This window comes from Streptomyces sp. NPDC004667, assembly GCF_040609475.1.
Taxonomy (GTDB): domain Bacteria; phylum Actinomycetota; class Actinomycetes; order Streptomycetales; family Streptomycetaceae; genus Streptomyces.
In genome coordinates this window covers 1-13,220 of record NZ_JBEXKC010000008.1, presented here as the reverse complement: position 1 = coordinate 13,220, position 13,220 = coordinate 1, and the positions used below count along the sequence as shown (strand labels likewise).

Below are 13,220 nucleotides of genomic sequence, written 5' to 3'. Positions count from 1 at the left end.
GACAGGTTCCAGCGGTTCCCCTTGGATAATCAACCAAGAGCCATAGGCAGGGGCTGCCCTTGCATTTACGATGAGATTTCTCGTATTCACCTGGCGAATGTGGGTCACCCCCACCGCAAGGAGTCCCTGCCATGCACGTCCTCGACCTGCTTCAGTCCGACAACCTCGGTCTCACACTGCTCTGGGGTGAGGAGGCCCTTCTCGGCCACGAGGTCAGCGGGGTCACCGCCACCGACCTGGAGGACCCGGGCCGTTTCCTGGGCCCCGGGGAGCTGGTGCTGAGCGGACTCGTGTGGTGGCAGGAGGGCGAGCCGAGGAAGGTGGACCGTTTCGTCTCGGCGCTCGCCGGGGCCGGTGCCACCGCCCTCTTCGCGGGTGAGGAGACCCACGGAGGGGTCCCCGACGACCTCGTCGCCGCCTGCCGGGCCTACCGGGTGCCGCTGGTGGCCGTCCCGGCGCGGACCAGCTTCCGGGCGGTCACCGAGGCCGTCTACCTGCGCCAGTGGGGCGACCTCAGCCGCCGCCCGACCCGGACCTTCGCGCTCCCCGAGAACGTGCGCGCCGAGCTGAGCCGGCTCCTGGAGCGCGGGGCCGGCCCCGACGAACTCCTCGACCGGGCCTGCGCCCACCTGGGCAAGGTGCCCTGCTACGTGCTGACCGCGAGCGGTCGCACCGTGGCGCGCACCCCCTCGGCGCCGGTGATCCCCGCGCAGCGGGCGGCCCCCGCGCGGGACGGGCTGTCGCTGCGCGTCGAGTCCGAGAGCTCCCCGTACGACGCCTGGCAGCTGTACCTGCCCGACGCGGACGCGGCGCCCCCGCGGGTGCTCCACGAGATCGCCGAGGTCCTCGCCCAGTACCGCGACGGGCACGCCCGCCGCGCCGCCGCCGGGCGGGCCGCCGGGCAGGCGCTGGTCTCCCTGCTGGCGCAGGACGCCGACCCGGCGGCCCTGGAGGAGGCGCTGACCGCGGCCGGACTGCCCGCGGGCGGGCCCTACCGGGTCCTCGCCGCGACCTCCGGCGACGCGCTGGCCGAGGCGCTGGGCCACCTGGAGGGCGTCCGGTGGGCCGTCGGGGACCGCGCCGCCGTCGTCTACGACGACCCGGACGCGGGGACCGACCTCACCGCCGGGCTGCGCGCCGTGTGGCCGCTGCTCCAGGCGTGCGGGGGCCCGGACGAGGGCCTGCGCCTCGGCGCGGGCGCGCGGGCGGAGGGGCCGGAGCAGCTGCGGGCCTCCCTCAACCAGGCCCTGTTCACGCTCACGGCGGCGGGCGCGGAGAGCCCCGTACGGGCCGTCGAGCAGCTGGACACCCTGACGGAACTGCTGGCCGGGGTGCCGCCGGAGGTGCGCGGCGTCTACGGCGCGCGGACGCTGGGGCCGCTCGGCGACGGCATGCTGAGGGAGACCCTGGAGGTCTTCCTGGCCAACAACTGCTCGTGGGCGCGTACGGCGGAGGTCCTCCACCTGCACGTGAACACGGTGCACTACCGGATCGAGCGGGTGGAGGCCCTGACCGGCCGCGACCTGTCCCGCCTGGACCACAAGCTGGACCTGTACGCGGCCCTGCGCTGCGGTTAGCCCCCGGGAGGGCCGGGCCCGGGAGGCCCGGCCCCCTCAGGGGACGTCCACGTGCACTTCCGTGGACTTCACGCGGGCGGTGACGCTGACCCCGACCGCGATGCCCAGCTGTTCGACCGATTCCCGGGTCACGACGGAGACGATCCGGTGCGGGCCCGACTGGATGTCCACCTGCGCGCTCACCTCGTCGACCCGTACCGCGGTGACGATCCCCGCGAAGGCGTTGCGGACGGAGGTGGCGGCGGCCGTTTCGGGCAGCGGGTGCAGGCCGGTGGCCCGTTCCTTGGCGAAGGCGGCGAGCGCCGCGCCGTCCACCACGCGGGTCCCGTCCGGGCTCCGTAGCGCGGGCAGCCGCCCCGCGTCGGCCCAGCGGCGCACGGTTTCGGGGCTCACGCACAGCAGGCCGGCGGCCTGTCCGATCGAGTACGACGGCACGCGCGCAGCTTATCCGCGCCCGGGCGCCCCGAAAGGGGTTGCGAACGCTGTACGCATCCGCGTACGGTGTTCACGACACCGAGCGAACGGTGTACGCAGCAGTGTGGGAGAAGGGGAAGGGACCACCATGGACGCGCTGGACGGGATCACCACGAGCGGGACGGCACGAGACCCGCGCCGCTGGCTCATCCTGATCGTGCTCTGCCTGAGCACGCTCGTACTGGTCGTCGACAACATGGTGCTGACCGTGTCGATCCCGCCGATCGCCGAGGACCTGGGCGCCGGAGCCGAAGCCATCCAGTGGATCATCGAGTCCTACATCCTGGTCTTCGCCGGACTCCTCCTCACCGCGGGCAGCCTCTCCGACCGCTTCGGCCGCCGCCGGGTGATGGTGATCGGACTCGCGCTCTTCGGGATCGCCTCCCTCCTCGCCGCCTACGCCGACTCCCCGGCCCAGCTCATCGCCGGACGCGTGGTCATGGGCATCGGCGGCGCCCTCGTGATGCCGAGCACCCTCTCGATCCTGATCACCGTCTTCGACGAGGAGGAGCGCCGCAAGGCCATCTCCGCCTGGGGCGCGGTCGCCGTCCTCGGCCTGGTCGGCGGCCCCGCGCTCGGCGGCGTGCTCATCGCCCACTTCTGGTGGGGCGCGGTCTTCCTGATGAACGTGCCGATCGCCCTGCTCGCCATCGCCGCCGCGCTGATCCTGATGCCCGAGTCCAAGGGCCCCTGGCGCAGGCCCGACTTCGCCGGCATGGCCCTGTCCGTCACCGGGATGACCGCCCTGATCTGGGCCATCATCGCCTTCCCCCAGGACGGCCTGACCGTCTGGGCCGCCGTCGCGGTGCTCGCCCTCGGCGGCTTCGCGGTCCACGAGCTGCGCACCGACTCGCCGATGGTCCCCCTCGACCTCTTCCGCAACCGGATGTTCAGCGGCGCCAGCTTCTCCCTGGTCCTGCTCACCTTCGCCAACGGCGGCCTGATGCTGGTCCTGACCCAGTACCTCCAGTTCGTCGGCGGCTACAGCCCCACCGAGACCGGCCTCGCCTTCACCCCGCTCGCCGTCGCCACCCTGCTCTTCAACGGCCTCGGCGCCACCCTGTGCAACAAGGTCGGCAACCGGATCATGACCGCCGTCGGCCTCGCCGTGATCGCCGCCGGCTTCGGGCTCCTGGCCACCCTGGAGGCCGGCGACGGCTTCTGGCCGCTGTGCGCCGCCATGACGGTCATGGGCATCGGCGGCGGCCTGGCGATGCCCGCCGCCACCGCCGCCCTGATGGGCGCCGTCCCCGAGGAGCACGCCGGCGTCGGCTCGGCCCTCAACGACACCGTCCAGCAGGCCGGCGCCGCCCTCGGCGTGGCCGTCCTCGGGGCCCTGCTCGCCAGCGTCTACGGCGGCTCGATGCCCGCCTCCGCCCCGGACGCCGCCCGGCACTCGGTCGCCGCCGCCCTGACCGACCCGGCCCTGGCCGACGCGGCGCGCTCCGCCTTCACCTCCGCCATGTCGGCCACCTTCGCCGCCGCGGCCCTGGGCGTCCTGGCCGCCGCAGGACTGGCCCTGGTCCTGATGCGGGACCGCAAGGGGGCCGCCGCCCCGGCGCAGGCCCCGGCCCCGGCGGAGACGGCCGAGGAGGCCGCGGCGGGCGCGCGCTGAGCCCCGTAGGACGGGCCGGGCACCCGGAGGCGGTGGGGGATCTCCCCCACCGCCAACCGGCGTAACCCGGCGGCGGGTCGGGGAGCCGTCCCGCGGGGCCCCTGGGACGATCCGGCCATGGGAACCGCGGCGGGTACTCCGGACACCACGGCCAAGGGGCGGGTGGTCCTGCTCACGCTCGCGGCGGGACAGTTCCTGATGGCGCTCGACAGCTCCGTCATGAACGTCTCGATCGCGACGGTGGCCGCGGACGTGGGCACCACCGTGAGCGGGATCCAGGGCGCCATCACGGCCTACACGCTCGTGATGGCGATGTTCATGATCCCCGGCGGCAAGGTCGGCGCGATCATCGGCCGCAAGCGCGCGTTCCTGATCGGCTGCGTCATCTACGGCTGCGGCTCCCTGACGACGGCCCTGGCCTCGAACCTCACCGTGCTCCTGATCGGCTGGTCGTTCCTGGAGGGGGTGGGAGCCGCGCTGATCCTGCCCGCGATCGTCGCCCTGGTGGCCGGCAACTTCGGCGTCGAACGCCGGGCCGCCGCCTACGGACTCGTGACGGCCGCGGGAGCCGTGGCGATCGCGGTCGGACCGCTCATCGGCGGCCTCGCCACGACGTACTTCTCCTGGCGCTGGGTCTTCGCCGGCGAGGTCGTCATCGTGCTCGGCATCCTGGTGCTCGCCCGGCGCATCGCGGACGCCCCGGCCGACGTCCGTCCCCGCTTCGACCTCGTCGGCAGCGTGCTCTGCGCCCTCGGCCTCGGCATCTTCGTCTACGGCGTCCTGCGCTCGGACGAGTGGGGATGGTTCCGGCCGAAGCCCGACGCCCCGACCTGGATCGGCGTCTCGATGGTCGTGTGGCTGACGCTGACCGGCCTGTTCCTGGTGTGGCTCTTCCTGCGCTGGGAGGCCCGCCTCGTGCACCGGGGCAAGGAGCCGCTGGTGGACCCGGTCCTCCTGCGCAACCGGCAGCTCACGGGCGGTCTGACGATGTTCTTCTTCCAGTACCTCGTGCAGATGGGGGTGTTCTTCCTCGTCCCGCTCTACCTGTCGGTGGCCCTCGGCCTGTCCGCGCTCCAGACCGGCGTCCGCATCCTGCCGCTCTCGGTGACGCTGATGGCCGCCGCGGTCCTGATCCCGCGTCTGCTCCCCAATGCCTCGCCGCGACGGGTGGTGCGGTCCGGGGTCCTCGCACTGCTCCTGGGGGCGGTGGTGCTGATGGGAGCGCTCGACGCCGACGCGGGTGCGGAGATCGTCACGATCCCCCTGCTGCTGATCGGGCTCGGCATGGGCGCGCTGGCGTCCCAGCTCGGCTCGGTCACCGTGTCCGCGGTGCCGGACGAACAGAGCGCGGAGGTCGGCGGCGTCCAGAACGCCGTGACCAACCTCGGCGCCTCGATCGGAACGGCACTCGCCGGATCCATCCTGATCGCCGCCCTGACCGGCTCGTTCCTGACGAGCGTCCAGCAGAACCCGGCGGTCCCCGACGAGGTCAAGACCCGGGCGAGCGTCGAACTCGCCGCCGGCGTGCCCTTCCTGTCGGACGCGCAGCTGAAGACCGCCCTCGACGAGGCGGGCACCAGCCCGGAGGTGGCCCAGGCCGCCCTCGACGCGAACTCCGCCGCCCGGCTCGACGGCCTGCGCGCCGCCCTCGCCGTCCTCGCCTTCGCCGCGGTCGTCGCCCTGTTCTTCACCCAGCGGATCCCGACCACCCAGCCCCGCGCGAAGAAGCCGTAGCCGTAGCCGTAGCCGCAGCAGTGGCCGTACGGCGTCCCGGCCTCAGTGCTTGACCAGGACCTTCGCGGCCACGAGGGCCAGGCCCATGCAGAGGTTGACCAGAGTGGTCAGGGCGATCAGGCGGCGGGTGGCACCGACCCTGACGAGGGCCGCGGTCGCCCAGCCGATCTGCTGGGCGAGGGCGACGCAGAGCGCGATCCACCCGGTGCCCTCGGGCCCGAGCCCCAGGGACGGGCACACCAGCACGGCGATGGCCGGCGGGATCGAGACCCCGGCGATCGGCCATTCCCGGTGCGCCTCGTGGCGGACCATCTCCCACGACAGAGGCTGGTGCGCCAGCCGTTCGCCCACGACGCGCACGTAGACGTGCGTCACCCAGAAGACCAGGCCGGTGGTGAGCAGCATGACCACGAGCTGGAGCCGGGGAAAGGCGCCGAGCGTGCCCGCCGTGGCGATGACCGAGGCGGCGAGGAGCGAGCCGTAGACCGCGCCGGAGTAGTCCCGGGCCGGTTTTCCCGCCCGTTGGAAACCGCGTTCTTCCATGTGCCCAGCATGCCGAGGGGTCCGGGACGTACGCCGTCGCCGCGCCCGGCGGCGGGGCCGGTCGTCGCCGGCGGCGGCGGTCCGCGGTCAGGCGGTCCGGGACGGGCGCCCGTCGGCCAGGATCCCGGAGGCGGCGCAGACCACCAGGCACAGCGCGACCGGCAGCAGCAGCGCGGGGCCGAGCGGGACGAGGTGGGTCAGCGGGCCGATCACCGCCGGTCCGGCGAGCATCCCGAGGTAGCCGAGGCCCGCGACGCGGGCGACGTTGGCCCCGGCGGCGGCCGGGTCGGCGTGGCCCGCGGCGCTGAAGAGCTGGGGGACGCAGCCGGACAGGCCCGCGCCGAGTACGGCCCACCCGGCCAGGGCCACCGGGACGTTCGGGGCGAGCGCGGCCAGGGCCAGGCCCGCCGCGGCGACGGCCGAGCCGCCGCGCAGGACGGCCGCCGGACCGAGGCGCCCCGACACCCGGTCGGCGAGCATCCGTCCGGCGGTCATGGCGGTGGCGAAGGCCCCGTAGGCGAGGGCGGCGGTGCCGGCGGGCGCGCCGAGGACGTCGCGCAGGTGCGGGGTGCTCCAGTCGTTGGCGACGCCCTCGCAGAGCATGAGCAGGAACGCGAGGGCGGCCAGGATCCGGATGCGGCGCGGGGACGCGGTGCGGCGCGGCGACGCGGTGCGGCGCGGGGACGCGGAGCGGCGCGGGGACGCGGAGCGGCGGGCCGTGGCGACCGGGCCGCGGGCGACCGGGGCATCGGTGGCCGGGCCGCCGGTGAGCCGGTCGCCGGTGACCGGGCCGCCGCCGGCCCGGTCGGTTTCGGCCGGGCCGCAGGGGGTGTCGGCGGGGGTGCGGGGCAGCAGCAGCCGGGTGGCGCCCGCCGTGACGACGAGGCTCCCGGCCGCGGTGGCCCCCAGCACGGCGGCCGGGCTCCAGCCCCGGTCGAGCACCAGGGCGCCCGCCAGCGCGGCGAACACCCCGCCGACGGAGAACGCGGCGTGGAAGGCGGACATGAGGGGCCTGCCGTAGCCGCGCTCCACCTCTACGGCGTGGGCGTTCATGCTCACGTCCAGGGTGCCGTTGCCGATCCCGAGCAGCAGCAGGGCCGCACCCAGGGCGGGAGCGCCGCCGGCCAGGCCCGGCAGGACGACGGCCGCGCCGCACAGGGCCGCGCTCGCCGGGAGGACCGTGCGGGCGCCGAGGCGGTCGGTGAGCGGCCCGGCCACGCGCATGCCGAGGAAGGCCCCGGCGCCCAGGAGGAGCAGGAGCCGGCCGAGCTCCGCGTGGCCGATGCCCGTGCGCTGTTCCACGACGGGGATGTGGACGATCCACATGCCCATGAGGAAGCCGTTGAGGAGGAAGAAGGCGAAGGTGGCCCGTCGCCCGTTCCGCAGGGAAGTCTCCATACATTCGAACATAACAAACATGATTCATGTTCGGAATCTTGCTGTTCGAACATCTGGGGTGTTGAATGTGAGACATGAGTGCAGACCGACTGAGGCAGATCACCGACGCGGTGCGCGAGAGCGGCACCCGCAGCGTCCTGGAGCTGGCCGAGCTCACCGGCGCCTCCGAGATGACGATCCGGCGCGACCTGGAGGCCCTGGCCGAACAAGGCGTGCTGGAGCGCTACCGCGGCGGCGCCCGCAGCCTGCTGCTGCGCGGCGAGGAACCCCCCTTCGCCCTGCGCGCCCAGGACGGCCTGGAGGTCAAGCGGCGCATCGCTGCCGAGGCCGCCGCGCTGATCGCGGACGGCGAATCGGTCGTCGTGGACAGCGGGACCACCTGCCTGGAGGTGGCGCGCGCCCTGCACCACCGCCGCCTCACGGTGATGCCGCTGTCCCTGCACGCCGCCAACGCCCTCGCGGACGCCCCGCGGTTGACGCTGCTGCTGCCCGGCGGCCAGCCGCGCCGCGGGGAGCTCTCCCTGACCGGCCCGCTGACCGAGGCCTCCCTCGCCGCCCTGCGCTTCGACACCGCGATCATCGGCTGCTGCGGGCTGACCACCGCCGCCGGCCTGACCGCCTACGACCTGGCCGACGCCGCCGTCAAGCGCGCGGCCATCGCGTCGTCCCGCCGCGTCATCGCCGTCGCCGAACCCGCCAAGCTCTCCCGTACCGCCCTGGCCCACGTCATCCCGGCGTCACGGCTGCACGCCGTCGTGACCGGCGAGGACGCCCCGGACGCGGAGACGGGGGCACTGACGGCCGCGGGCGTCACCGTACGGAAGGCGTGAACCCCGTGACCCCCGTGACCCCCGTGACCCCCGTGAATCCGGCGACTCCCGTGAACCCGGCGACTTCCGCGACCCCCGCGACTCCCGACACGGTGCTCTTCGACCTCTTCGGCGTCATCGCCCGCCACCAGTCCCCCGAGGGGTGGGCCCGGCTCGTCGCCGGCGCCGGCGTGCCCGCCCCGGCCTTCCGGGACGCGTACTGGTCCCTGCGCCCGCCCTACGACCGCGGCGACCTCACCGGCCCCGACTACTGGCGGGCCGTCGCCGGGGCCCTCGGCGTCCGCTTCGACGCGCGCCGGACCGCCGCCCTGATCGAGGCCGACATCGCGAGCTGGAGCGCCGTGGACGAGGAGATGGTGGACCTGATCGGGGAACTCGCCGCGAGCGGCCGCACGATCGCGCTCCTGTCGAACGTCCCCGAGGACCTCGCCGCCCACTACGAGCGCCACCACCCCTGGCTCGGCCACTTCGCGGTCCGCGCCCTCTCCTGCCGGATCGGCCACGCCAAACCCGAACCGGAGGCCTACGCCTGGGCCCTGCGCGCCCTCGGCCTCGAACCCGGCCGGATCCTCTTCGTGGACGACCGCGAGGAGAACCTCCGCGCCGCCCGGGCCCAGGGCCTGCACACGCACCTGTTCACCACCCCGGCCTCCCTGCGCCCGGCCCTCCCCCGGGGCTGAGCCCCCCGTCCGCCGCCCCCCGTCCTCAGTCCTCGGGGTCGGCCAGCCAGTTGCCGTGGAAGCCGTGCGGCACCCGGGCCGGGAGGTGGACGGTCGCTACCGGCGGTGCCGCGAGGTCGTCCGCGTCCAGGACGACCAGGTCGCTGCGGTCGGTGCGGGCGTCGTGGACGTACGTCATCAGCCAGCCCGGCCCGCCCCCGGCCGGGTCCCCGTCGGCCGGGGCGAACGCGGCCTCGCCCGGCGTGCGCCCCGGGCCGAAGTCGTGGGCGGCCGAGGCCCCGGTGCGCAGGTCGTAACGGACCAGGGCGCTCCCGCAGGTCACGTGCCCGAACGCGGCGTCCAGCCCGGTCAGCCGGTCGTCCACCCGGGGGAACTCGCCGGGGCGGTCGTCGCACTGCTCCTCCCGGACGGTCCCGGTGGCCGGGTCGGCCGTCCACTTCCACAGCACGGCCTGCCGGTCCTCGTCGACGGACCCGTCCGCCGCGCGCCGCCCCAGCTCGGGGTAGCGCATGCCGTGCACGACGACCGTCCCGTCCGGCGCGTCGTACGCGTTGAGCGTGTGGAACACGTAGCAGGGGTCGATGTCGAACCACCGCACCCGCCCGTGCGGGTCGTCGCGGCGCAGCAGTCCCAGCCGCGCCCCGTAGCCGTCGTCCCAGCGGTAGGGCATTCCCTTGCCGAGGAGGCCGGGGTCGAAGACCACGGGCAGGTCCATGAAGACCACGTGCCCGGCGGTGAGGGCGAAGTCGTGCATCATCGTCGGGCCGGGCACATCGACCGGCCGGCTGAGCGTCAACTCGCCCGAGGCGTCGGCCCGGTGGTAGGTGAGGTACGGGGCCTGCGTGATCCCGTAGCCGAAGAAGTGCAGCTCCCCGGTGACGGGGCAGGCCTTGGGGTGCGCGGTCATCGCGGTGGTCAGCCTCCCGCCGAAGTCGTACGGGCCGACGGTGTCCAGGCCGGGGGAGAGCTCGTAGGGCAGGGCCGTCTCGACGAGGGCGAGGATGCGTCCGGCGTGCCGTACGACGTGGGTGTTGGCCGGTCCTGCGGTGAGGTCGCGGCGGCCCCGCTCGTCGTACGGGCGGGCGCCGTCGGTGAAGGTGGCGGTGCGCACCCAGCGGTTGCGGTACGAGACGGCGCGACCGCCCTCCAGCCGGACTCCGTGGACCATGCCGTCCCCGAAGAACCAGTGGGCGGAGGCGGCGGCGGCCGGGTTCGGGCCGTTGCGCAGGTACCAGCCGGTGAGCGCGTCGGGGAGCCGTCCGGTGACGGTGAGGTCGTGGGAGGTGAGTTCCTCCCGGACCGGGGCGTAGTTGCCGGAGAGGTGGCGGGGGGTGCTCATCGGGCACCGCCCTGCGCCTTGGCCCGGGCGGCGGCGACGTAGCGGACCGTGAAGAGCATCGGGACGACGAACCCGGCGGCCTGGACCAGCGTCGCGGAGGCCGAGTGCCCCTGACCCGCGTGGGCCAGGGCCGCGAGCGCGCCGGCCGTGACCGCGAAGGCGGCGGCCCACACGCCGGTGATCACGGTGTTGATCCGTACGAAGGGCTTCAGGCCCCAGACCTCGCGGGGGGTGGTGCGCTTGGCGATGCCGAGGGTGAACGGCTTGCCCACGAGCAGCGAGCCCGCGGCGATCAGGGCCAGGGTGGCCGAGGAGAGGGCCGCGGAGTAGGCGTGCGCCGCGGAGTGCGGATCGGCGAACGCGACGCCGGCCAGGGCCGCGAAGAAGACCGCCGACCCGATCTCGATGATCAGCGCGTCGAAGCCGGCCCCGGCCCGGCGCTGCTGGAGGGTCACGGCCACCGCGGCGACCAGGGCGGCGAGCGCGCCCCACTGCCACTGGCCGGACGGGAACACCGCGAAGACGATCCACGGGAGGAAGGTGCGGACGTACGACATCGAAAGGACCCCCGGTCTGCCTGACATTCCTGTTCTGACATGTCGAAGTTAGACGTTCCAGAACTGACATGTCAAGAATGGAATGTAAGGTGAGGGGCATGAGCCTTCGACACGCCCTCCTCGGACTCCTGTCAGAGCGCCCGGCCAGCGGTTACGACCTGCTCAAGCGCTTCGAGACCTCCCTGGCCAACGTCTGGCCGGCCACCCAGAGCCAGATGTACACGGAGCTCTCCAAGCTGGCCGCCGACGGCCTGATCACCGTCTCGGCAGAGGGCCCGCGCGGCCGCAAGGAGTACACCGTCACCGACGAGGGCCTGACGGAACTGCGCCACTGGCTCGTCGAGCCGCGCCCGCAGCGCAACACCCGCAACGACCTCCTGCTGCGCGTCTTCTTCCTCAACGTCCTCCCCCCGGAACAGGCCCGGGGCTACCTCACCGGGCTCGCGGAGATGGCGGAGCGCGAGCACGAGGAACTGCGCCGCCTGGAGGACTCCATCGACTGGGGCGACGACCCCCTGTCGGTGCACGGCCGCATCGCCCTGGAATACGGCCTCCGCTTCAACGCCATGTGCCGCGAGTGGGCCGACTGGGCCGCGGACCGCATCGCCTAGCGGGACCTTCGACGGGGCTCGTTCGGGTGCGCCGCCCATCGCGCCGTGGATGGGGGGAACCCCCGCCCGGCGCCCCGGAGGTGGCGCCGGGCGGGATCACCATCGGGCCAAAGTCCGCACCGGCCGTCGTCGCCTCTGGGGCCAGGGAACGCAGAAGGCCCCGGCCGGTTTCCCGGTCGGGGCCTTCAAGTGCCCGGTGAGGCACTGGCGGAGGATACGAGATTCGAACTCGTGAGGGGTTGCCCCCAACACGCTTTCCAAGCGTGCGCCCTAGGCCACTAGGCGAATCCTCCGGGGCAAACAATACAAGACGTTGAGGGGTGCTCGCGAACACGATCCGATCTTGGGATCGCGGAGGGGATCGGCGCGGGGTCCGGGGAGTGGATCGGTCGGAGGGCGGGTCGATTCCGGGGCCCGGGATCCGCTAGGGTGGGGCCCAGCCCCTCACGTGGCGCTATCTCACCCAACTCCCCCAGGGCCGGAAGGCAGCAAGGGTAAGTGGGCTCTGGCGGGTGCGTGGGGGGCGCTTTGCGTTCCGGAGCGGGTCCGGGGGCGTCGGCGGGCCGCTGATGTCGGTGGGCCCGGATAACCTCGTAGACGTGTCGTCCCTTGCGCTGTACCGCCGCTACCGCCCCGAGTCGTTCGCCGAGGTCATCGGGCAGGAGCATGTCACTGCCCCGCTGATGCAGGCCCTGCGGAACAACCGGGTCAATCACGCGTACCTGTTCAGCGGGCCGCGCGGCTGTGGAAAGACGACCAGCGCGCGCATCCTCGCCCGCTGCCTGAACTGTGAGCAGGGTCCCACCCCGGATCCGTGCGGCGAGTGCCAGTCCTGCCGCGACCTGGCGCGCAACGGCCCGGGATCGATCGACGTCATCGAGATCGACGCCGCCTCGCACGGTGGTGTGGACGACGCCCGTGACCTGCGCGAGAAGGCCTTCTTCGGGCCCGCGTCCAGCCGGTACAAGATCTACATCATCGACGAGGCCCACATGGTCACCTCGGCGGGCTTCAACGCCCTGCTGAAGGTGGTCGAGGAGCCGCCGGAGCACCTCAAGTTCATCTTCGCCACCACGGAGCCCGAGAAGGTCATCGGGACCATCCGCTCGCGTACGCACCACTACCCCTTCCGGCTGGTCCCGCCCGGCACCCTGCGCGACTACCTGGGCGAGGTCTGCGGCCGTGAGGGCGCCAAGGTCGAGGACGGCGTGCTGCCGCTCGTCGTGCGGGCCGGGGCCGGGTCGGTGCGTGACTCCATGTCCGTCATGGACCAGCTGCTGGCCGGCGCCGCCGACGAGGGTGTGACGTACACCATGGCGACCTCCCTGCTCGGCTACACCGAGGGCTCGCTCCTCGACTCCGTCATCGACGCCTTCGCCGCCGGGGACGGGGCCGCCGCCTTCGAGGCCGTCGACCGCGTGGTGGAGGGCGGCAACGACCCGCGCCGCTTCGTCGCCGACCTGCTGGAACGGCTGCGCGACCTGGTGATCCTGGCCGCCGTGCCCGACGCCGGCGAGAAGGGGCTCATCGACGCCCCCGCCGATGTCGTGGAGCGGATGCAGGCCCAGGCCTCCGTCTTCGGCGCCGCCGAGCTTTCGCGCGCCGCCGACCTGGTCAACGCCGGGCTCACCGAGATGCGCGGGGCGACCTCGCCCCGGCTGCAGCTGGAGCTGATCTGCGCCCGGGTGCTGCTCCCGGCCGCCTTCGACGACGAGCGCTCCTTCCAGGCCCGGCTGGACCGGCTGGAGCGCAGCGGGCCCCCCGCCGGTGCCTTCGCCGCCCCGCCCGCGGCCGCGCCCGCCATGGGGTACGTGCCCGCGCCCGAGGCGCACGGCATGGCCCCGGCCGGGCCGGGCGGCGGG

At 73.8% G+C, this 13,220-nt stretch carries 12 protein-coding genes, 1 tRNA gene and 1 other RNA gene; 8 read left to right on the top strand and 6 right to left on the bottom strand.

Annotated elements, in window-relative coordinates; all coding sequences use genetic code 11:
- Nucleotides 1–131 precede the first annotated feature (131 nt).
- Nucleotides 132–1,577 (top strand): helix-turn-helix domain-containing protein, encoded by a 1,446-nt coding sequence (locus tag ABZW32_RS06465; RefSeq protein WP_356211982.1) that lies wholly within the window; start codon nucleotides 132–134, stop codon nucleotides 1,575–1,577.
- 36 nt (nucleotides 1,578–1,613) lie between these two features.
- Here ABZW32_RS06465 and ABZW32_RS06460 read toward each other — a convergent pair whose 3' ends face one another.
- On the bottom strand, nucleotides 1,614–2,012 hold the full coding sequence (locus ABZW32_RS06460) for a helix-turn-helix transcriptional regulator (RefSeq protein ID WP_356211979.1): 399 nt from the start codon (nucleotides 2,010–2,012) through the stop codon (nucleotides 1,614–1,616).
- A 127-nt stretch (nucleotides 2,013–2,139) separates the two neighbouring features.
- Between ABZW32_RS06460 and ABZW32_RS06455 the strand changes: the two genes are divergently transcribed.
- Together ABZW32_RS06455 and ABZW32_RS06450 are read left to right on the top strand one after the other, a co-directional pair.
- Nucleotides 2,140–3,666: an MFS transporter gene (locus tag ABZW32_RS06455; protein WP_356211976.1), complete on the top strand. Its 1,527-nt coding sequence runs from the start codon at nucleotides 2,140–2,142 to the stop codon at nucleotides 3,664–3,666.
- 117 nt (nucleotides 3,667–3,783) lie between these two features.
- Complete coding sequence (locus tag ABZW32_RS06450) at nucleotides 3,784–5,400, top strand: MFS transporter (protein WP_356211973.1); 1,617 nt, start codon at nucleotides 3,784–3,786, stop codon at nucleotides 5,398–5,400.
- A 42-nt stretch (nucleotides 5,401–5,442) separates the two neighbouring features.
- On the opposite strand, the gene ABZW32_RS06445 is transcribed toward ABZW32_RS06450, so the two are convergent.
- Both ABZW32_RS06445 and ABZW32_RS06440 read right to left on the bottom strand, forming a co-directional pair.
- Complete coding sequence (locus tag ABZW32_RS06445) at nucleotides 5,443–5,943, bottom strand: hypothetical protein (protein WP_356211970.1); 501 nt, start codon at nucleotides 5,941–5,943, stop codon at nucleotides 5,443–5,445.
- Nucleotides 5,944–6,030: 87 nt separating this feature from the next.
- On the bottom strand, nucleotides 6,031–7,341 hold the full coding sequence (locus ABZW32_RS06440; protein WP_356211967.1) for an MFS transporter: 1,311 nt from the start codon (nucleotides 7,339–7,341) through the stop codon (nucleotides 6,031–6,033).
- 74 nt (nucleotides 7,342–7,415) lie between these two features.
- Here ABZW32_RS06440 and ABZW32_RS06435 point away from each other — a divergent pair, with 74 nt between their 5' ends.
- Together ABZW32_RS06435 and ABZW32_RS06430 are read left to right on the top strand one after the other, a co-directional pair.
- Nucleotides 7,416–8,171: a DeoR/GlpR family DNA-binding transcription regulator gene (locus ABZW32_RS06435; protein WP_356211964.1), complete on the top strand. Its 756-nt coding sequence runs from the start codon at nucleotides 7,416–7,418 to the stop codon at nucleotides 8,169–8,171.
- Between the two features lie 5 nt (nucleotides 8,172–8,176).
- Nucleotides 8,177–8,851 carry an HAD family phosphatase gene (locus ABZW32_RS06430; RefSeq protein ID WP_356211961.1) on the top strand — a complete coding sequence of 225 codons (675 nt, stop codon included), beginning with the start codon at nucleotides 8,177–8,179 and terminating at the stop codon, nucleotides 8,849–8,851.
- A 25-nt stretch (nucleotides 8,852–8,876) separates the two neighbouring features.
- Here ABZW32_RS06430 and ABZW32_RS06425 read toward each other — a convergent pair whose 3' ends face one another.
- Both ABZW32_RS06425 and ABZW32_RS06420 read right to left on the bottom strand, forming a co-directional pair.
- On the bottom strand, nucleotides 8,877–10,190 hold the full coding sequence (locus ABZW32_RS06425; RefSeq protein WP_356211958.1) for a carotenoid oxygenase family protein: 1,314 nt from the start codon (nucleotides 10,188–10,190) through the stop codon (nucleotides 8,877–8,879).
- On the bottom strand, nucleotides 10,187–10,747 hold the full coding sequence (locus tag ABZW32_RS06420; RefSeq protein ID WP_356211955.1) for a hypothetical protein: 561 nt from the start codon (nucleotides 10,745–10,747) through the stop codon (nucleotides 10,187–10,189). The genes ABZW32_RS06425 and ABZW32_RS06420 overlap by 4 nt, the downstream gene beginning before the upstream one ends.
- 98 nt (nucleotides 10,748–10,845) lie before the next feature.
- On the opposite strand from ABZW32_RS06420, the gene ABZW32_RS06415 reads away from it, so the two are divergent.
- Nucleotides 10,846–11,358, top strand: a complete 513-nt coding sequence (locus ABZW32_RS06415; RefSeq protein ID WP_356211952.1) for a PadR family transcriptional regulator — start codon at nucleotides 10,846–10,848, stop codon at nucleotides 11,356–11,358.
- Nucleotides 11,359–11,563: 205 nt separating this feature from the next.
- Here ABZW32_RS06415 and ABZW32_RS06410 read toward each other — a convergent pair.
- Nucleotides 11,564–11,651, bottom strand: a tRNA-Ser gene (locus tag ABZW32_RS06410).
- Nucleotides 11,652–11,793: 142 nt separating this feature from the next.
- Between ABZW32_RS06410 and ffs the strand changes: the two genes are divergently transcribed.
- Nucleotides 11,794–11,892: signal recognition particle sRNA small type (gene ffs / locus ABZW32_RS06405), an RNA gene on the top strand.
- A 65-nt stretch (nucleotides 11,893–11,957) separates the two neighbouring features.
- Nucleotides 11,958–13,220 (top strand): DNA polymerase III subunit gamma and tau (locus ABZW32_RS06400; protein WP_356211949.1); only part of this gene is annotated, 1,263 nt, incomplete at its 3' end.

What these genes read in the sequence shown, in the direction of transcription:
- ABZW32_RS06440 (WP_356211967.1), bottom strand. Translation starts at nt 7,341, where the DNA reads ATGGAGACTTCCCTGCGGAACGGGCGACGGGCCACCTTCGCCTTCTTC.
- ABZW32_RS06455 (WP_356211976.1), top strand. Translation starts at nt 2,140, where the DNA reads ATGGACGCGCTGGACGGGATCACCACGAGCGGGACGGCACGAGACCCG.
- ABZW32_RS06465 (WP_356211982.1), top strand. Translation starts at nt 132, where the DNA reads ATGCACGTCCTCGACCTGCTTCAGTCCGACAACCTCGGTCTCACACTG.
- ABZW32_RS06420 (WP_356211955.1), bottom strand. Translation starts at nt 10,747, where the DNA reads ATGTCGTACGTCCGCACCTTCCTCCCGTGGATCGTCTTCGCGGTGTTC.
- ABZW32_RS06415 (WP_356211952.1), top strand. Translation starts at nt 10,846, where the DNA reads ATGAGCCTTCGACACGCCCTCCTCGGACTCCTGTCAGAGCGCCCGGCC.
- ABZW32_RS06450 (WP_356211973.1), top strand. Translation starts at nt 3,784, where the DNA reads ATGGGAACCGCGGCGGGTACTCCGGACACCACGGCCAAGGGGCGGGTG.
- ABZW32_RS06435 (WP_356211964.1), top strand. Translation starts at nt 7,416, where the DNA reads ATGAGTGCAGACCGACTGAGGCAGATCACCGACGCGGTGCGCGAGAGC.
- ABZW32_RS06445 (WP_356211970.1), bottom strand. Translation starts at nt 5,943, where the DNA reads ATGGAAGAACGCGGTTTCCAACGGGCGGGAAAACCGGCCCGGGACTAC.
- ABZW32_RS06425 (WP_356211958.1), bottom strand. Translation starts at nt 10,190, where the DNA reads ATGAGCACCCCCCGCCACCTCTCCGGCAACTACGCCCCGGTCCGGGAG.